The following is an 18522-nucleotide window of genomic DNA, read 5'->3' as shown; positions in this document are numbered from 1 at the left end:
TCTGGCGCCGGCCCGGGACGGCACCAACCACCGTCGCGCTGAGTGCGTCCTTCTTGTGCGACACGCCCGGCGTGTCGCACAAGAAGTACGCACTCAGCGTCGTGGCGGGGTGGCGTGAAGGGCGGGAGGCAGGCGCCTCACCAGGGCAGCGGGCCGTGCCGGTCGACGAAGCGGCCCGTGGGCGCCTCGGGCGGGAAGGTGGCAGCCAGGACGACGGACTCCGCGCCCTCCTCGACGGTCTGCGGGCCGCCGTGGCCGTTGAGGTCGGTCGCGGTGTACCCGGGGTCGACCGCGGTGACCTGGTACCGGTCGAGCGACTTGGCGAGCTGGCTCGTCACCATGTTCAGGGCCGCCTTGGACGACTGGTAGACCGGGCTGTGCAGCGACGACTCGATCCGGTCGGGGTCCGTCGTCACGCCGAACGAGCCCATGCCGCTCGAGACCATGACGATCCTCGGGCGCTCCGAGCGGTCGAGCAGCGGCAGGAACGCGTGCGTGACGCGCACGGGGCCGAGCAGGTTCACGCCGTAGACCGCGACGAAGTCCGCGGCCGTCGCCTCGCGCGGTCCGACGAACCCGCCGCCGATCCCCGCGTTGTTGACGAGCACGTCCAGCCGGCCGGACTCGGCCTCGATACGCGCGACGGCGTCCGTCACCGACGCGTCGCTCGTGACGTCGAGCTGGACGAACCGCACGTCGGCGCCCGGCTGCGCGTCGGTCAGCTCGCGCACGGCGCGGTCTCCGCGGTCGGCGTCGCGCGCGCCGAGCCAGACGGTCCAGCCGAGCGCCAGGAGGCGGCGCACGGTCTCGCGACCGATGCCCTTGTTGGCGCCCGTCACGAGCGCGACGGTCGGGCCGCCGTCGGGGGAGGTGGTGTTCTCGGTGAGCTCCGCGAGCTCCGGTGTGGTGGTCATGTCACCCACCGTGCGACGCCGCCGAGGCGGTCACCAGGACGCGTGGAGCCTGGGACTCGCGGTACCAGGCTGGGCTCGCGACGCCCGGCCGCGCGTCGGGCACGATGGGTCGGGTGAACAGGGACGAGCTCGCGCGTGCGCTCCGCCGGTGGCGCGAGCGCCTGGCGCCCGCGGACCTCGGGCTGAGCGCCGGCGTCCGACGACGCACGCCCGGCCTGAGGCGCGAGGAGGTCGCGCTGGTCGCCGGGGTGAGCGTGGACTACGTGGTCAGGCTCGAGCAGGGCCGCGGCCCGCGGCCGTCGGAGCAGGTCCTCGCGTCGCTCGCGCGGGCGCTGCGCCTCGACGACGACGAGCGCGACCAGCTCTACCACCTCGCCGGCTCGGCACCCCCGGCGCCCGGGCGGGTCGACACGCACGTCCGGCCCAGCGTCCAGCGTCTTCTCGACCGCCTCGCCGACCTGCCCACGATGGTCATGTCCGCGAAGAGCGACGTGCTGGCGTGGAACGCGATGTCGTCCGCGCTGCTGGGCGACTGGGCCGAGCTGCCGGCGCGCGAGCGCAACCTCGCCCGCATGCGGTTCCTCGGGGTGAGCGTGCCGCGGCGCGGACGGGTCGCCCTGTCCGACGCCGAGCACGAGGAGACGTCCGCGCAGACGGTCGCGTCGCTCCGGTCCGCGGCCGCGCGGTACCCGACCGACCCGGACCTCGCGGCGCTCGTGCGCGAGCTGCGGGCCGGCTCGGAGGAGTTCGCGCGGCTCTGGGACTCGGGGATCACCGGCCACTGGCGCAGCCACCGTAAGACGATCGACCACGACCAGCTCGGCCTCGTCACGCTGGACTGCGACACGCTCCACGTGCCCGACAGCGACCAGTCGGTGATCGTCTACTCGGCCGGCCCGGGGACGCCGGAGGCCGAGGCGCTGGCGCTCCTGCGCGTCGTCGGGACGCAGGACCTCAACGCGCCGGCGCGCTGACGCCCGCCCGGACCGGCCGTCGCGGGATCCACCGCCACAGCGCGAGCGCCGCCGCGTAGCCCAGCGCCCCGGACACCACGACGCCGGCCGCCAGGCTCGCGAGCGCCGTGATCGCGGACAGCAGCAGCGGCCCGACGCCCGCGCCGCCGTCGGCGAGCTCGCGCCAGATCCCGAGGAAGGTGGGCCGCCCGACCGTCGGCGACGTGTCCGCGCCGAGCGTCATGATGATCCCCGCGCCGATGCCATTGCCGAAGCCCAGGAGCATCGAGACGGCCGTGAACGTCCCGACCGCGTGCGTGAGCGGCATGACGACCATGGCCGACGCCATGAGCAGCATCGACGGCACCGCGACCCACTCGCGCCCGCGCCGGTCCATGACCTTGCCGGCCGGGTAGAAGACCAGCATGTCGACGGCGCCCGCGATCCCGTAGACGATCGACGCCGTGGTGGGGGCGAGGCCGATGTGCGCGGCCCAGAGCGGGATGACGACCTGGCGGCTCGCCCGGACCGCCGAGAGCAGGAACACGCCCGAGCCCAGCGTGACGAACGTGCGCCAGTGGTCGTGGAGCATCCCGCGCGTCGTCACGGGAGCCACGGGCCCGGCGCTCGCGGCCTCCGGGCCGCCGGCTCCGGCCGTGTGCCGGCGGGTCGGTGTCTCGAGGTCCGGCACGCGGTACGCGAGGACGCCCGCGGCGACGACGGCGACCAGCGCCACCACGTACCCGCCGGGCTTGCCCATGACGTGCATGACGGCGGCGCCGAGGAACGGGCCGAGGAACACCCCGACCCGCATGCTGCCGCCAAGGGTCGACATGGCGCGGGCGCGCAGGTGGATCGGCACGGCCTCCGTCAGGTACGACTGGCGGGCCAGGTTGAACACCGAGCTCGCGCACCCGACGAGCAGGACGCCCGCCACGAGGGGCCAGAGCCCGGCGTCGACCAGGCACAGCGCCAGCCCGACGACGCTGATCCCGGCCGCCGCGACCATGGACCAGCGCTCTCCGACGCGCGTGGTGAGGATGCCGGCCGGGATGTTCGACAGGATCGACCCGATCCCGAGCAGCGAGACGACGAGGGACGCCACGGCGAGCGACGCACCCCGGTCGACCGCGGTGAGCGGGACGACCGGCAGCATCGCGCCCTCGGCGAGGCCGAACAGGATCGACGGGCCGAACGCCGCGACCGCGATGCTCCGGAGGCTGAACTCTCCTGTCTGCCCGCTCACGCCACCCCCGAGGCGCCCGTGGGTGCGTACTTTTCGTGCGACATGCCCGGCGTGTCGCACAAGAAGTACGCACCCACGGCCGAAGGCATCAGTCGGCGACCGCGAACGCGTCGATCTCGACGAGCATCTCCTCGCGCGGCAGGCCCACGAACACGGTGGTGCGGCTCGGCAGCACGCCCGACGGCGAGTTCGCCGCCACGAACGCGCCGTAGGCCTCGTTCATGAGCGGGAAGTCCTCGCGCTTGGTGAGGTAGACGCGGAGCATGACGACGTCGTCGAACGTCGCGCCCGACGCCTCGACGATCGCCTTGACGTTCTCGAGCGTGCGCGTCGTCTGCGCCGCGACGTCCCCCGGGAAGCGGTACTCGCCCGTCGCCGGGTCCTGCGGGCCCTGGCCCGAGACCTGCACGAACGGCCCCTTGCGCACGCCCTGGTGGAACGTGTGGGCGGGCGCGGGCGCGCCGTCGGTGCGCAGCGGGGTCTTCTCGGTGGTCACGGGGGTGCTCCTGGGGTCGGTCGGGTCGGGTCGGGTCGGGGGAGGAGAGGGCTCAGAAGTCGAGCTGGACGAGCCCCAGCGGGCGGTCGCCGTCGACGACGATCCCCACCCGCCACTTGTCGAACAGCGTGCACGGGTGCGAGATCCCGAACCCCATGACGTCGCCCGGGCGCACGTGCGTCGTCTCCGGGGCGAGGGTCGGGGCGTCGGGGTTGATCCGCAGGTACAGGTGCTCGTCGTTGAGGTCCGTGACGGTCGCGCGGGCGAGCTCGAGCGGGGCGCCGAGGGTCCGGCCGTCGTCGGCGCGGGACCGCAGCCACAGCGCGCGCGGCAGGTCGAGGTCGTACGGGACGTCGCGGCGTCCGAGGCCCACGAGCACCAGCCCGGGCTCCGGGACCGAGACGACCGAGCCCCAGACGGTCGCCGCCGCGTGGAGCGGCTCGGCCCCCGGCACCCGCGAGAACGCGTCGAGGTGGGCGTAGTGCCCGTGGTCGTGCACCACGTACGAGCCCGAGCGCACGACGACGCGCGGCGCGTGCCCGGCAGCCGGGCCGCCCGCGGGGAACGCGCCCGGCAGCACCTGGAGCACCACGTCGACGAACGCGCTCCCGCCCGCGCTCACGACGACGTCACCGCCCTCGACCAGGTCCTCCGCGACGAGCTGCTCCGCGACGTCCCGCAGCCCGCGCAGGTAGTCGGCGACCTGCTCGCGCGTCTCCGGGGTCGACTCCCCGGCCACCGAGCCCTCGTAGCCCGCAACCCCGCGCAGCGTGAGCCCGCTCGCCCGGACGGCCCGGGCCAGGCCCAGCGCGTCCGCCGTCGAGCGCACCCCCGTCCGGCCGTCGGTCACGCCGACCTCGACCAGGACACCCAGCCGAGAGCGGACGTCGTCGCCCGCGCCGGCGAGCCCGCGCGACAGCATCGTCAGCCCCTCGACCGAGTCCACGTAGAGCCACAGCTCCGCGCCCTCGTCACGCTCCAGGTCGTCGCGGACCCAGATGATCTCGTCCGGGTCCGTCAGCTCGTTCGCGAGCAGGACGCGGCGCGTGCCCCAGTCCCGGACGACGCGGAGCTGGTTCGGCGTCGCGACCGTCGCGCCCCACGCCCCGGCCGCGAGCTGGCGGGAGAAGATCTGCGCCGACATGTGCGTCTTGACGTGCGGCGCGTGCTCGACCGAGCCCGGCGCGCCGGCAGCCTCGCCGGCCTCCCGGACAGCCTTCGCCATGACGGCCACGTTGTGGTCGAGCGCCTCGGTCTGCAGGGTCAGCAACGGCAGCCCGAACGGGCCGTCGTCGATCGTCGCCGTGCCGATCATCAGCCCGTCACCGGCCGTCTCGCCGCGCAGGCGCAAGCCCTTCGTGCGCGGTCCGACGACGACCGGTTCCAGCGGCCGTCCGAGGCGCTCCGTCATGCCGTCTCCTGTCCCGTCGGTGGTCTCGCGGCTCATCCGCCGACCAGCGCTCCACCCGCCAACACGTGCCGCCCCCCGACGACGACGTCGTCCACACCGCGCGCGGGCGTGCGCGGCTCCTCGTACGTGGCGAGGTCCCGCAGCACGTCCGGGTCGACGAGCGCCAGGTCCGCGACCGCGCCCACCCGGACCTCGCCGCGTCCCGCCAGGCCGAACCGGCGGGCCGCGCGAGCGGACAGGTGGTCGACCGCGTCCGCCCAGGACCAGTCTCCCGCACTGACGTGCTCCGACGCGAAACGGGCGAACGCGCCCCACCCGCGCGGGTGCGGCCGCCCGCCCCCGTAGATCGCGTCCGACCCCGCCAGCTGGGCCACGTGGTTCGCGAGCGTGCGCACGGAGCCCGCCGAGTTCGTCGGGGGCTGCGCGAACACGCAGCCCGCCTGCAGCCGGGTGCTCACGAGCAGCTCGAGCGCCGTGTCCTCCGGGTCCAGCCCCAGCCGTTGCGCGACGTCGAGGAGCGCGAGCCCCTCCGTCCAGCGCAGCTCGCCCGGCACGTTGGCCATCGTGACCCGCCCCCACAGGTCCGCCAGCCCCGGGAAGTGCTCGGTGCGCAGGCGCTCCCGCACCGCCGGGTCGCGCAGCAGCGCGACCGTGCGGTCCGGCTCCGCGATGGGGAGCCACGTCGGGAGCGTCACCATCGACAGGATCGAGCTCCCCCGCAGGTACGGGTACGAGTCGAACGTGACATCCAGGCCCGACGCCCGCGCGTCGTCCACGTAGCCCGCGAGCTCGTCCGCGGGGCCGTGGTAGTGCGACACGTGCGTCGCCACCCCCGACGCGCGCGCGACGCGCACCAGCTCCGCGAACGCGCGCCCCGCCTTCTCCTCGTAGCCCCGCATGTGGCTCACGTGCGGCACGCCCCGCGCCGCGCACACCCGGGCCAGCGCCACCAGCTCGTCCTCGTCCGCGTACGCGGCCGGCACGTACTCCAGGCCCGTCGACATGCCGACCGCGCCGTCGTCGAGCGCTTCTTCCAGCAGCGAGACCATCGCCGCGACCTCGTCCGCCGTCGCCGGGCGGGCGTCCGCGCCCGTCACCGCGTACCGGATCGTGCCGTGCGGGGCGAGCACCTCGACGTGCAGCGGGAGCCCGGCGTACGTCTGCTTCAGCTCCGCGACCGAACCCCCGCGGAACGTCGGGTGCTGGCCGTTGATCGCGCGGAAGTACTCGGTCGAGAAGCCGAACGCGTCGTGCGGGGTGGGCGTCGCTCGTGGCTGGGGGGCGGGGTCCGGGGTGTCGCGCGCGGATCTTCCATCCGCGTCGCTCGTTCCTCGCTCCGCTCCCGCCAGACCCGTCCACGATCCGCGCGCGGCACCCCCGACCCCGCCTGCCGTCGGGTCGCCTTCTCGCGAGGTCGGGTTCTCCGGACCTGGGGTGCGCTGGGGTGGCCGGTCGTCGTCGTGAGCGCGCGTCGCAGGCGTGGGGGCGAAGCCGATGCCGTCCTGGCCCACGACGATCGTCGTGATGCCCTGGCGGAGCATCGCGAGCTGCACGTCCGGGTCGAAGACCGCCGCCTCGCCGTGCACGTGCGCGTCGATCAGGCCCGGCAGAAGCAGGCGCCCGCGCCCCTTGATCACGTGCATCCCCGCGCCCGACGACGCAGAGAGGGTCTCGGCGTCCAGCGCACCAGCGCTCTCGATCGCGCGGATCAGGCCGTCGGTGACGAGCACGTCGACGAGGGGTCCGCCGCCGGGATGCTCGGACGACGGGACACGCACGCCCCGGACGAGCAGCGGGGGGTGCCCGGCCGATTCGGAAGGCGAGGTGACGGACGAGGGGGCGGGGAGGGGGGCCGCGGGTCGTGGTGGGTCTGGCGGGAGGTCGCGAGGGGCGAGCGACCGGATGGAAGACCCGCGGCCCCCCTCCCCGTCCCCGACCGAACCCGACCCCGGAACGGCGAACCCGCTCATCCGCCCACCTCGTTCGTCCGCGCGCCCGCGGAGTCCTCGACCCAGCCCCCGACACCGCCGAAACCGCCCGCGGCGAGCTCGGCCGCAAGGTCCCGGGGGTAGCCCGCGACACCCGGGCGGGTCTGCCACGGGTGGGGGCCGGCCGGCGGGCGGAACTCGACGCCGAACGCGGCGAGCCGGGGGAGGTGGTCTCGTTCGAGGCGCTCGACGAACGCGTCGGTGTCGCGCTCGTCGGCGGGCTCGTCGGCCCAGACGACCTCCGCGAAGGCGGCGAGGCGCGGGAACGCGGCGTAGTCGAGGCGGCGGGCGGAGTCGAGGTGCTCGGTCCACAGCTCGGCCTGGGCGCCGAGGAGCTTCCCGGGGAGCGCGTCGACTTCGGTGATGCCGGCCTCGGCGAGCGCGCCTGCGGGCAGGGGCTCGAACCGGTGGACGTCGCGCAGGGTGTGGAGGAACCCGACGGGGACGGGTTCGTCGGGGCCGTCGCCCGCGCGGTGGTCGAGGTAGACGGCCTGCTCGGGTGCCATGACGACGTCGTGCCCGGCGGCCATGGCCTGGAGACCGACGGTCCAACCGCGCCAGGCGGTGACGACCGTCTCGCGCGGCAATGTGTCGTGACCCGGCCGGAACGCCTCGTCCCACACGACCGGTCGTCGTCCGGCGGCCACGACGTGCCGCGCGAGCGAGCCGAGGAACCAGCCGTGCAGGTCGGCGACGTCGATCCCCAGGTCGCCGGCGCGCGCGACGATGTCCGGGTTGGCGCGCCAGAGCTCGGTGGGGACCTCGTCGCCGCCGAGCGCGACGTAGGGGGAGTCGAAGACGTCCATGACCTCGTCGAGGACGTCGCGGAAGAACGTGAGCGTCTCCTCGGACGGGTCGAGGACCTCGGTGCTGATGCCCCAGGTGGTGCGGACCTCGTGGGGTTGCTTGCGGGTGCCGAGCTCGGGGTAGGCCGCGACGGCGGCCTCCACGTGGCCCGGGACGTCGATCTCCGGGACGACGGTCACGCCGCGCTCGCGCGCGTACGCGACGATCTCGCGCAGGTCGTCCTGCGTGTAGGAGCCGCCGTGCGGCCGGCCGTCGAAGACGCCTGCGCGCCAGGTCCCGACGCCGGACTCGCGCCGCCAGGACCCGACCTCGGTCAGCCGGGGGTAGCGGCGTGACTCGAAGCGCCAGCCCTGGTCGTCGGTGAGGTGCAGCTGAACGACGTTGAGGTGGTGCGCCGCCGCGAGGTCGAGGAACCGCAGGACGTCGTGCTTGGGGAGGAAGTGGCGGGCGACGTCGAGCAGGACGCCGCGCCACGCGTGCGCCGGCTCGTCGGTCGCGACGAGGCCGCCGGGGATCGTCAGGGGCTCGCCGCTCACCGGGGCGCGACGGAACGCGCGGGGGCCGGCGAGCTGGCGGAGCGTCTGGACGGCGGCGTGCGCCCCCGCGACGTCGGGCGCCGTCACGACGACACCGTGGCCCGTGTCGAGCCGGTAGCCGGCGGGGGGAAGGGCGTCGTCGACGACGAACGCGACGACCTCGCGGCCCGTCGCGTCGGTCGGGACGGTGCGGCGTCCCGCGCCCTCCTCGTCGAGGGGCGGCCCCGCCACCGCGGCGGAGTCGCCGCCGAGGAGCTGCCACCCGAGCGTGAGCCCGGTCGCGTCCTCGGCCTGCCGCTTCCAGGTCGCGGCCGCCGCCGCGAGCGCGGGCGCGGTCCGCACCTGCGTCGTCGGGCCGACGACGAACGGCTCGGCGAGCGGCGCGTGCAGGACCGGGTGACGGAAGCCGGGGACGGGCCAGGAGAGCTCGGCGTCGTGGGCGGGCTGGGGATCGGGACCGTCGTCAGGCACGGCTCCGAGCCTATCGAGGCGGCGCCGTCACCCGGACCGCGCGCGACGTTGTCGGATTTTCAGCCACCCCGCAAGATGCGCGCAAGCCACTTGCGCGAATGCGTACACTGCTTCTCATGGCGAAGCGGCTCTCGGACGTGGCGAAGAAGGTCGGCGTGAGCGAGGCGACGGTGTCGCGCGTGCTCAACGACAAGCCGGGGGTCTCCCAGGCGACGAGGGACGCGGTGCTCACGGCGCTCGACGTCCTCGGGTACGAGCGGCCGACCAAGCTGCGGGGGGAGCGCGGACGCCTGGTCGGGCTCGTCCTGCCGGAGCTCGTGAACCCGATCTTCCCGGCGCTCGCGGAGGTCATCGGCGGGGCGCTCGCGCAGCAGGGCTTCACGCCCGTCCTGTGCACCCGGACGGCGGGCGGCATCACGGAGGCCGAGTACGTCGACCTGCTGCTGGACCAGCACGTGTCGGGCGTGATCTTCGCGGGCGGACTGTTCGCCGAGCGCGACGCCGACCACGCGCACTACCACCGGCTCGAGAAGATCGGGCTGCCCGTCGTCCTCGTCAACGGGGCGATCGAGTCGCTGCACTTCCCGCGGGTCTCGTGCGACGAGATCGTCGCGATGCAACAGGCGTTGGGCCACGTCCTGTCGCTCGGCCACGAGCGCGTCGGCCTGCTGCTGGGCCCGGACGACCACATCCCCTCGGAGCGCAAGCTCGCCGCCGCGGAACAGCTCGCGCAGCGGGCCGGCGTCACGATCGACCCGGCCCTGGTCGCGCACAGCCAGTACGCCCTCGAGGCCGGGCAGGCGTCGACGAACCGCCTGCTCGACGCCGGCGCGACCGCGATCGTGTGCGCGAGCGACCCCCTGGCGCTGGGCGCGATCCGGGCCGTCCGGCGCGCGGGGCTCGAGGTCCCGCGCGACGTGTCCGTCGTGGGCTACGACGACTCGGCCCTGATGAACTCCACCGACCCCGCACTGACGACGGTCCGGCAGCCGATCGAGCCGATGGGCCGGGCTGCCGTCGACCTGCTGGCCCGCCAGATCTCGGGCGTCGAGGTGCCCGCGGACGAGCTCCTCTTCGAGCCCGAGCTCGTGGTGCGGGCCTCCACCGCGGCGGCTCCGGCGCGCGTCGGGGCGCGCTGACCGCGCCCGTCCCGCGACCTGTCAGAAGCTCACCGCACCCTGCTGCCGTGAGCTTCTGACAGGTCCTTCGGTGTGCCCCGAGGGCGCGCGCGCCGTCATCAGCCTGACAACGAGCGACAGCAAACATCGCGTTTCGATAACGACGTTGTCAGTTTCTTGCGTTCCTCATGTCGGGTAGTTACGGTCAGTGCATCGCCGACCACCGCGGCGCAGGAACGACCCTGATTCGCACAGGGACGAAGGAGTCCACACGTGAGCACGAGCCCGAGCGCGACGCCGGGACACCCGTCCGCAGCCCAGGAGTGGTGGCGGAACGCCGTCATCTACCAGGTCTACCCGCGCAGCTTCGCGGACGGGAACGGCGACGGCACCGGCGACCTCGCGGGCGTGCGCTCGCGGCTCGGGTACCTCAAGGACCTCGGCGTCGACGCGGTCTGGTTCACGCCCTGGTACGTCTCGCCCCTCGCGGACGGCGGCTACGACGTCGCGGACTACCGTGCGATCGACCCCGCGTTCGGGACGCTCGAGGAGGCCGAGGCGCTCATCTCCGAGGCGGCCGCGCTCGGCATCCGGACGATCGTCGACGTCGTCCCCAACCACATCTCGGACCAGCACGCGTGGTTCCAGGCGGCCCTCGCGGCGGGCCCCGGCTCGCCGGAGCGCGAGCGGTTCTGGTTCCACCCCGGCAAGGGCGACGAGGGCGAGCAGATCCCGACGCACTGGGTCTCGAGCTTCCAGGGCAGCACCTGGACCCGCACCACGGACGCCGACGGCAACCCGGGCGAGTGGTACCTCCACCTGTTCACCCCGGAGCAGCCGGACGTCAACTGGAACCACCCGGACGTCCGCCGCGAGCACGAGGACATCCTGCGGTTCTGGTTCGACCGTGGCGTCGCGGGCATCCGGATCGACTCGGCCGCGCTCCTCATCAAGGACCCGGCGCTGCCCGAGGTCCCCGCGGACCCCGAGCCGGGCGGCCACCCCTTCTCGGACCGCGACGAGCTCCACGACGTCTACCGGGGCTGGCGCGCCGTCGCCGACTCCTACGACGAGCCGCGCGTGCTCGTCGGAGAGATCTGGCTGCCCGACGCGCGGCGGTTCGCCGACTACCTGCGTCCCGACGAGATGCACACGGCGTTCAACTTCGACTTCATGGCCCGCCCGTGGGACGCCAAGGCCCTGCGCGAGTCGATCGACACGACCCTCGAGGCGCACGCCCTCGTCGGCGCGCCGGCGACCTGGGTGCTGTCGAACCACGACATCACCCGTCCGGTGACCCGGTACGGCCGCGCGGACTCGTCGTTCGCGTTCGAGGCCAAGCGCTTCGGCACCCCGACCGACCTCGAGCTCGGCACCCGCCGGGCCCGCGCCGCCGCCCTGCTGACCGGCGCCCTCCCCGGCTGCCTCTACCTCTACCAGGGCGACGAGCTCGGCCTCCCCGAGGACGAGGACCTCCCGCTCGACGCCATCGAGGACCCGATGCACTTCCGGTCCGGCGGCGTCGACCCGGGCCGCGACGGCTGCCGCGTCCCGCTCCCGTGGACCGCCGACGCCGCGCTCGCGCACGGCTTCTCCACCGCGTCCGACGACGGCGCGGCCGCCGAGCCGTGGCTCCCGCTCCCGAGCTGGTGGGGCCGGTACGCCGTCGACGCCGAGGAGGCCGACCCGGCCTCGATGCTCGCGCTGTACCGGACGGCGATCGCGGTGCGCCGCGCCGAGGCCGGGCTCCGCGACGGCGGCTTCGGCTGGCTGGAGCTGCCCGGCACCGACGGCGACCTCCTCGCCTTCGCGCGCGGCGACGTCGCGTGCCTCGTGAACTTCGGCGCCGACGCGGTGCCGTTGCCCCCGCACTCCGGGGTGCTGCTCGCCAGCGGGGACCTCCCGGACGGCGCACTGCCCTCGGACACCGCCGTCTGGCTCCGCCGGTAACGGCTTCCCCCCGCCCCCACCGACCTGACGGGAACGACCCCGTCGAACACCACCGTGCAGGACCGGATGCCTGCACCTGACAAGGAGCGACGATGAAGTCTCCACGCATCACGCTGGCGTTCACCCTCGTGGGTGCGCTCGCGCTCGGCGGCACCCTCGCGGCGTGCTCGTCCGACAGCGGCTCCGGCGACGGCGACAAGAGCACGCCGTCCGCCACCGCCGCGCCGACCCTCGACCCGAACACCAAGGTCACGCTCAAGGTGGTCGGCCTGCTCCCTGGCTCGACCAAGGAGGCGCAGCAGGCGCTCGCCGACGAGGTCACCGAGTTCCAGTCCGAGAACCCCAACATCACGGTCCAGACGCAGGACTACGAGTGGAAGGCCACGACCTTCGCGGCCGACCTCGCGGGCGGCACCCTGCCGACGGTCTTCGAGATCCCCTTCACGGACGCGAAGACCCTCATCGCCAACCAGCAGATCAGCGACATGCAGCCGTACCTCAACCAGCTGCCGTACGCGTCGGAGTTCAACAAGAACCTGCTGCAGTACGGCACCGGCCAGGACGGTGACGTCTACGCGATCCCGGCGAAGAGCATCTACGCCGTCGGCCTGCACTACAACCGCGACCTGTTCACGCAGGCCGGGCTGGACCCCGACAAGCCGCCGACGACGTGGGACGAGGTCCGCACCGACGCCAAGGCCATCGCCGACAAGACCGGCCAGGCCGGCTTCGCGCAGATGTCGCAGAGCGGCACCGGCGGCTGGCAGCTCACCGTCGACACGTACGCCCGCGGCGGCCGCGTCGAGTCGGAGGACGGCAAGACCGCGACGCTGACCAACGACGCCACGAAGGCCTCGCTGCAGTTCCTCAAGGACCTGCGCTGGACCGACAACGCGATGGGCAACAACTTCAACTACGACTGGGGCACCATCAACCAGGCGTTCGCGGCCGGCAAGGTCGGCATGTACACGTCGGGTCAGGACGTCTACACGAGCCTCGTCCAGACGAACAACATCGACCCGAAGATGTACGGGCTCACGATGATCCCGCTCGAGGGCGACAACTCGGGCGTCCTCGGTGGTGGCACCATGGCGGCCGTCTCGAGCAAGGCGACGGACGACGACAAGGCCGCCGCGATCAAGTGGATCGACTTCCACTACCTGCGCAAGTACACCAACGAGCAGGCCGCGGTGACCAACGCGAAGACCCAGGTCGCGAGCAAGCAGCCCGTGGGCACCCCCGAGCTGCCGATCTTCAGCCAGGCGCAGTACGAGAAGTACCAGGGCTGGATCAAGCCGTACGTCAACGTGCCGCTGGACCAGATGACCAACTTCACGAGCAAGATCTTCGACGCGAAGCTCGTCAACGAGCCGGCCGTCGCCACCCAGGACGTCTACGCGGCGCTCGACCCGGTGGTGCAGGCTGTGCTCACCAAGAAGGACGCCGACATCGACAAGCTCCTGGCCGACGCCAACACGAAGGCGCAGCGCGCCATCGACTCGGCCGGCCGCTGAGCCGAACAGCAAGAACGACCGTTGGTGCGTGGGGTCGCCGGCCGGAGAGGTCCGGCGGCCCCACCGCCCGGGTGAGGAGTGATGTGACGTGAGCGCTGCGAGCGCACTGCCGCGGTCCGGCGACCGGTCCGACGACGTGGTCGCCGTCCCGACGGACGGACCCCCGCCGGTCCGGCGGGTCCGCCGCAACCCGGTGACCTGGGTGCGGCGAGGAGGGCTGAGCACCCTGGTGTTCGCGCTCCCGGTCCTGGTGGTCTTCGGGGTCTTCTCGTGGTGGCCGATCGTCCGGTCGGTCGTCATGAGCTTCCAGAAGACCAACCTCGTGGCCCCGGCCACGTGGGTGGGCTGGGACAACTTCCAGTACGTCCTCACGGACCCGGACCTGCCGACGGCGATCCGGAACACCCTCTACTTCGCCCTGCTGGCGCTCGTGATCGGCTTCCCGATCCCGCTCGTCACGGCGGTCCTCATGAGCTCCGTGAAGCGCCTCAAGGGGCTCTACTCGGTGCTCGCGTACCTCCCGGTGGTGGTGCCGCCCGTCGTGGCGGTGCTGCTGTGGAAGTTCTTCTACGACGGCTCCGCGGACGGCGTCTTCAACACGATCCTCGGCTGGGTAGGGCTCGGCCCGTACGCCTGGCTGTCGAGCCCGAGCCTCGCCATGCCGTCGCTCGTCGTCGAGGCGACGTGGGCGGCCGCGGGCGGCACCGTGATCATCTATCTCGCGGCGCTCATCGGCGTCCCGGGCGAGCTGTACGACGCCGCCGAGGTCGACGGCGCCGGGATCTGGCAGAAGGTGTGGCACGTGACCATGCCGCAGCTGCGCGGGGTCCTGTTCATCACCTTCATCCTGCAGATCATCGGCACGGTCCAGGTGTTCCTCGAGCCGTACCTGTTCACGGGCGGTGGTCCCGCGAACGCGACGCTGACGATCCTCCTGATGATCTACAACTACGCGTTCGGCCGGTCGCTCGGCGGCGACTACGGCGCCGCGACCGCGCTGTCGGTCATGCTCGCCGCGTTCCTGGCGATCCTGTCCCTCATCTACTTCAAGCTGACGAGCTCGTGGAGCAAGTCGTGACCGGCCGCCGGAACCCCGGGGAGGAGACCACCATGACCTACCCGCCGACCTCCGACGGCGCCGACGGCACCGTCGCCCAGGGGGCAGGGCAGCTCGCCGTCGGCGAGACCCTGACCGCAGGCGGCGACGCGCCGTCGGACCTGCAGAACCCCGTCGGTGCGGCGGTGCTGGCGAGCTCCGTCCGACGCAAGAAGCGCGCGAGCTCCCAGTTCGACGGCGACCGCGGGTTCGTCTCCGAGCAGGACTGGAGGCGTCCCAGCGTCAACGGCACGATGAAGACGCTGCACGTCGTCCTGCTCGTGCTGCTCGTCGTCGTGGGCGTGGGGCCCATGCTGCTGCTCGCGAAGTACGCGATCACGCCCACGCAGGACATCATCCGCACCCCGCTGGCGATCTTCCCGAACGGCGTGCGCTGGGCGAACATCACCGAGGCGTGGAACGACGTCGAGATCAGCAAGTACTTCCTCAACACGATCTGGCTCGCGCTCGGCTCGTGGTTCATGCAGCTGCTCGTCGCGACCACCGGCGGCTTCGTGCTCTCGGTGCTGCGGCCGAGGTGGGCCAAGATCGTCAACGGCCTGGTCATCGCGACGCTGTTCGTGCCGAGCGTCGTGCTCCTCGTCCCGCTGTACCTGACGATCCTCGACCCGCCGGTGCTCGGGACGTCGCTCATCAACAACTTCTTCGCCGTGTGGCTGCCGGCCGGCGCGAGCGCGTTCAACGTCGTGCTGGTCGCCCGGTTCTTCGACAGCCTGCCGCGCGAGGTGTTCGAGGCGGCCAAGGTCGACGGCGCCGGGCCGTTCCGGCTCTTCTGGTCGGTCGTCCTGCCGATGTCCAAGCCGATCCTCGGCGTGGTCTCGGTGTTCGCGTTCATCGCGAGCTGGAAGGACTTCCTCTGGCCGATGCTCGTCCTCAAGGACCCGTCGAAGCAGCCGCTGTCGGTGCGTCTCCCTGCGATCGCGGCGCAGACGGACCTCGGCGTGTTCCTCGCCGCGCTCGCGATCTCCACGCTCATCCCGGTCGTCCTCTTCCTCGTCTTCCAGCGCCTGTTCCTCTCGGGCGCGGGGCTGGGAGGGGCGGTCAAGGGCTGAGCACCCGACCCGCCGTCGGGCGGGCCGCCCCGGCCTGCCCGACGACGCCCCCATCCGGGCCCGGACGCGCGTGACCCCTGACGCGCGGCCGGGCCCGGTCGCGTCCGCCCGCGAGCGGTCGGCTGCCCCTACGCTGGCCCGGTGCCGACCGACGACCCCGCGCTCGCCCCCGTCCTGGCCCTCGGCCCGACGACGCCGTGGGAGGCCGCCCGCGACCTCCTGCTCGCCGGCGGCTGGACGCTCGCCGGGACCGGCGACTGGGCGTGGGTGTGGCGGTCGCCGTCCCGTCGGCACGCCGCGCGGATCAGCCCGTTCGACCCGGCCGCGCCCCGTACACCGCTGCCCTCTACGAGGCCGCGGCGGGTACGGGCCGGGTCCCGCGCGACGCGCGTCTCGTGCCGCTCGACGGCGGCGCGTCGCTCCTCGTGATGGAGCACCTCGAGCCGGTGCCCGAGCCCGTGGCGGCGGACTTCCACCGCCGGCTCGACGGCGTCGACCCGGAGCTCGCGGTCCTCGCGGCGCACGTCCGCGCCGTGCACGCCCGGGGTGCCGCCGAGCAGCCCTTCTGGGGGCCCGTGGACACCAACCCGGGCAACGTGATGCGCCGGGCGGACGGCACGCTCGTCCTCACCGACCCGTTCTACGCGGACGGGCCCGCGCTCTACCGCACGGCCGCCGAGGACCCCGACCGGCTCGTCGCCCTCGTCCCCGCCGCGCGCCGTCGGCACCTGACGGAGATCCCGCTCGCGGCCTCCGGGCCGTGGGAGCCGGGTGCGCAGGAGAGCCTGCGCCGGGCCCTGCACGACGCCGACCAGCGGGCCCGCGCGGCGGCCGCGGACCTCTCTCCCGGGACCTGACACCCTGTCGTGTCGATGTCACGTCGCGGTTGCCCGGCTCCGGCCGGAGCGGCCCTCCGGGGAGTGGGAAGATGCTGGACGTGAGCCTCACCCCCTACGACGCACTGCTCCTGTACTCCTTCGGCGGCCCCAACAAGCCCGAGGACGTCGTCCCGTTCCTCCGGAACGTCACGGCCGGCAAGGGGATCCCCGACTCCCGCCTCGAGGAGGTCGGCGAGCACTACTACGGGTTCGGCGGCAAGAGCCCCATCAACGAGCAGAACCTCGCGCTCAAGGCGGCGCTCGAGGGCGAGCTCGCGAAGCGCGGCATCGACCTCCCCGTCGTGTGGGGCAACCGCAACTGGGAGCCGTACACCGACGACGCCGTCACCGAGCTCGAGGCGATCGGCGCGCGACGGGCCGTCGCGCTCGTGACGTCGGCCTACTCGTCCTACTCCGGGTGCCGCCAGTACCGCGAGGACCTCGCGGTCACGCTCGAGCGCCGCGGCCAGCTCGACGGCTCCGGCTCGACCGGCGTCCAGTTCGACAAGGTCCGTTCCTACTTCAACCACCCCGGTTTCGCGGAGGCGAACGCGGACGCCGTCACCGAGGGCTTCGAGGCCCTCACCGCGGCCGGCGGCGACGCGGGCGTGGCACGCCTCGTCTTCGTCACGCACTCCATCCCGACCACGATGGAAGCCGCGTCCGCCGTCTCCCACGCGACGTACTCGGCCCAGCACCTCGACCTCGCCGCGGTCGTCGCCGACGAGGTCTCGCGCCGTCTCGGCCGGACCGTCGAGTGGGACCTCACCTACTGCTCGCGCTCCGGCCCGCCGAGCCAGCCCTGGCTCGAGCCCGACGTCAACGACTTCCTCGAGACGCTCGCCGCCGACGGCGTGCGCGACGTGGTGCTGTCGCCCATCGGGTTCGTCTCCGACCACATGGAGGTCGCCTACGACCTCGACACGGAGGCCGTCGAGACGGCCGAGAAGCTCGGCATGAACGTCGTCCGCGCCGGCACCGTCGGTACGCGGGAGCCGTTCGTCCGCGGGCTCGTCGACCTGCTGCTCGAGCGCGCCGCCATCGCCCGCGGCGAGGACGTGGCCGAGGCGACCGTCGGGACCCTCCCCGCGTTCCGCTCCGTCTGCGCCCCCGGCTGCTGCCTGCGCCGCGACGGCGAACCCAGCGGCGTCCCCGCGCTCTGCGGCGTCTCCCTCGACTCCTGACGCGGTCCCCGCGTCCCGACACCACCACGCAGCCCGCTCCCGGAAGGCAGAGAAGGTCATGACCGACCAGCACCACGTCCACGGCGACACCGGCGAGACGGTGGACACCACGTCCATCAACGAAGGCATCCGCTACGCGATGTACTCCGTGTTCGCCCTCACCGGCGAGCTTCCCGCCGACGACGCCGAGCGCGAGGCCCTCGTCCGCGCCGCCGAGCGCGCGGTCGGCGGGGGAGCGGTGGACGGCGTCGACCCCGCCGACGCCACGAGCGAGCTCACCGTGCGCGGCTGGTACGACGTCGCCGGCCTGCGCGCCGACGCCGACCTCATGGTCTGGTGGCACGGGCCGACGATCGAGTCCGTCCAGGGCGCCTACCACCGTCTCCGCGCGTCCGAGCTCGGCTCGGTGCTCGAGCCCGTTTGGTCGGTCGCCGCGCTCCACCGCCCCGCCGAGTTCAACCGCGGGCACGTCCCCGCGTTCCTCGCCGGCGAGGCCCCGCGCGGATACGCGTGCGTCTACCCGTTCGTCCGGTCCTACGACTGGTACCTCCTCGACCCCGCCGAGCGGTCCAAGATGCTGCGTGAGCACGGCATGGCCGCCGCCGCGTACCAGGACGTCCGCGCCAACACGCTCTCCGCGTTCGCGCTCGGCGACTACGAGTGGATCCTCGCGTTCGAGGCCGACGAGCTGCACCGGATCGTCGACGTCATGCGCGACCTGCGCGCCGTCGACGCGCGCCTCCACGTGCGCGAGGAGATCCCGTTCTACACGGGGCCGCGGGTGGGCCTCGTCGACTGGGCGGCGCAGCAGCCGCTCGCCTGACCCTTCCTCGCGAAGTACCCCGGCATCCGGGGTACTTCGCGAAGTACCCCGGATGCCGGGGTAC

16 protein-coding genes are annotated in these 18522 nt (G+C 73.3%); 10 read left to right on the top strand and 6 right to left on the bottom strand.

Features of this window, described 5'->3' with window-relative positions:
- Positions 1-137: 137 nt before the first annotated feature.
- A complete protein-coding gene (locus ACFT5B_RS09715; RefSeq protein ID WP_386797798.1) occupies positions 138-914 on the bottom strand; it encodes an SDR family oxidoreductase in 777 nt (258 codons plus the stop codon).
- A gap of 113 nt (positions 915-1027) precedes the next feature.
- Here ACFT5B_RS09715 and ACFT5B_RS09710 point away from each other — a divergent pair, with 113 nt between their 5' ends.
- Complete coding sequence (locus tag ACFT5B_RS09710; RefSeq protein WP_386797797.1) at positions 1028-1888, top strand: helix-turn-helix transcriptional regulator; 861 nt, start codon at positions 1028-1030, stop codon at positions 1886-1888.
- Here ACFT5B_RS09710 and ACFT5B_RS09705 read toward each other — a convergent pair.
- The 5 genes from ACFT5B_RS09705 to ACFT5B_RS09685 form a co-directional block, all read right to left on the bottom strand.
- Positions 1869-3113 (bottom strand): MFS transporter, encoded by a 1245-nt coding sequence (locus ACFT5B_RS09705; protein WP_386797796.1) that lies wholly within the window; start codon positions 3111-3113, stop codon positions 1869-1871. The two genes, ACFT5B_RS09710 and ACFT5B_RS09705, sit on opposite strands and share 20 nt — an antisense overlap.
- Positions 3114-3201: 88 nt before the next feature.
- Positions 3202-3609, bottom strand: coding sequence for a RidA family protein (locus tag ACFT5B_RS09700; RefSeq protein ID WP_386797795.1), 408 nt, complete (start codon positions 3607-3609; stop codon positions 3202-3204).
- Between the two features lie 52 nt (positions 3610-3661).
- The gene (locus ACFT5B_RS09695; protein WP_386797794.1) at positions 3662-5020 is read right to left on the bottom strand and encodes an alanine racemase; all 1359 of its coding nucleotides are present in this window, start codon (positions 5018-5020) and stop codon (positions 3662-3664) included.
- A gap of 32 nt (positions 5021-5052) precedes the next feature.
- Entirely contained in the window at positions 5053-6798 is a 1746-nt protein-coding gene (locus ACFT5B_RS09690; RefSeq protein WP_386797793.1) for an amidohydrolase family protein, read from the bottom strand.
- Between the two features lie 188 nt (positions 6799-6986).
- Complete coding sequence (locus tag ACFT5B_RS09685) at positions 6987-8822, bottom strand: beta-N-acetylhexosaminidase (protein ID WP_386797792.1); 1836 nt, start codon at positions 8820-8822, stop codon at positions 6987-6989.
- A gap of 116 nt (positions 8823-8938) precedes the next feature.
- On the opposite strand from ACFT5B_RS09685, the gene ACFT5B_RS09680 reads away from it, so the two are divergent.
- From ACFT5B_RS09680 to hemQ, 9 genes are all read left to right on the top strand, one after another.
- Complete coding sequence (locus ACFT5B_RS09680) at positions 8939-9961, top strand: LacI family DNA-binding transcriptional regulator (protein WP_386797791.1); 1023 nt, start codon at positions 8939-8941, stop codon at positions 9959-9961.
- Between the two features lie 252 nt (positions 9962-10213).
- Positions 10214-11890 (top strand): glycoside hydrolase family 13 protein, encoded by a 1677-nt coding sequence (locus tag ACFT5B_RS09675; RefSeq protein WP_386797790.1) that lies wholly within the window; start codon positions 10214-10216, stop codon positions 11888-11890.
- A gap of 92 nt (positions 11891-11982) precedes the next feature.
- The gene (locus tag ACFT5B_RS09670; protein WP_386797789.1) at positions 11983-13404 is read left to right on the top strand and encodes an extracellular solute-binding protein; all 1422 of its coding nucleotides are present in this window, start codon (positions 11983-11985) and stop codon (positions 13402-13404) included.
- A 202-nt stretch (positions 13405-13606) separates the two neighbouring features.
- Positions 13607-14482: a carbohydrate ABC transporter permease gene (locus ACFT5B_RS09665; protein WP_386797868.1), complete on the top strand. Its 876-nt coding sequence runs from the start codon at positions 13607-13609 to the stop codon at positions 14480-14482.
- A gap of 32 nt (positions 14483-14514) precedes the next feature.
- Positions 14515-15573, top strand: coding sequence for a carbohydrate ABC transporter permease (locus tag ACFT5B_RS09660; RefSeq protein WP_386797788.1), 1059 nt, complete (start codon positions 14515-14517; stop codon positions 15571-15573).
- A gap of 141 nt (positions 15574-15714) precedes the next feature.
- Entirely contained in the window at positions 15715-16002 is a 288-nt protein-coding gene (locus ACFT5B_RS09655) for a hypothetical protein (protein ID WP_386797787.1), read from the top strand.
- On the top strand, positions 15969-16430 hold the full coding sequence (locus tag ACFT5B_RS09650) for a hypothetical protein (protein ID WP_386797786.1): 462 nt from the start codon (positions 15969-15971) through the stop codon (positions 16428-16430). The genes ACFT5B_RS09655 and ACFT5B_RS09650 overlap by 34 nt, the downstream gene beginning before the upstream one ends.
- 71 nt (positions 16431-16501) lie before the next feature.
- Positions 16502-17635 carry a ferrochelatase gene (locus ACFT5B_RS09645; RefSeq protein WP_386797785.1) on the top strand — a complete coding sequence of 378 codons (1134 nt, stop codon included), beginning with the start codon at positions 16502-16504 and terminating at the stop codon, positions 17633-17635.
- 58 nt (positions 17636-17693) lie between these two features.
- A complete protein-coding gene (gene hemQ / locus ACFT5B_RS09640) occupies positions 17694-18458 on the top strand; it encodes a hydrogen peroxide-dependent heme synthase (RefSeq protein ID WP_386797784.1) in 765 nt (254 codons plus the stop codon).
- Positions 18459-18522 lie beyond the last annotated feature (64 nt).

It is taken from the genome of Luteimicrobium sp. NPDC057192 (assembly GCF_042670205.1).
GTDB lineage: Bacteria > Actinomycetota > Actinomycetes > Actinomycetales > Cellulomonadaceae > Luteimicrobium.
The sequence above is the reverse complement of the archived record's forward strand: the minus strand, read 5'-3'. Positions and strand labels throughout refer to the sequence as shown.

Bases quoted from the DNA above. Each gene is read 5' to 3' on its own strand.
- hemQ (WP_386797784.1), top strand. From the start codon at position 17,694: ATGACCGACCAGCACCACGTCCACGGCGACACCGGCGAGACGGTGGAC.
- ACFT5B_RS09680 (WP_386797791.1), top strand. From the start codon at position 8,939: ATGGCGAAGCGGCTCTCGGACGTGGCGAAGAAGGTCGGCGTGAGCGAG.
- ACFT5B_RS09715 (WP_386797798.1), bottom strand. From the start codon at position 914: ATGACCACCACACCGGAGCTCGCGGAGCTCACCGAGAACACCACCTCC.
- ACFT5B_RS09660 (WP_386797788.1), top strand. From the start codon at position 14,515: ATGACCTACCCGCCGACCTCCGACGGCGCCGACGGCACCGTCGCCCAG.
- ACFT5B_RS09645 (WP_386797785.1), top strand. From the start codon at position 16,502: ATGCTGGACGTGAGCCTCACCCCCTACGACGCACTGCTCCTGTACTCC.
- ACFT5B_RS09670 (WP_386797789.1), top strand. From the start codon at position 11,983: ATGAAGTCTCCACGCATCACGCTGGCGTTCACCCTCGTGGGTGCGCTC.
- ACFT5B_RS09695 (WP_386797794.1), bottom strand. From the start codon at position 5,020: ATGACGGAGCGCCTCGGACGGCCGCTGGAACCGGTCGTCGTCGGACCG.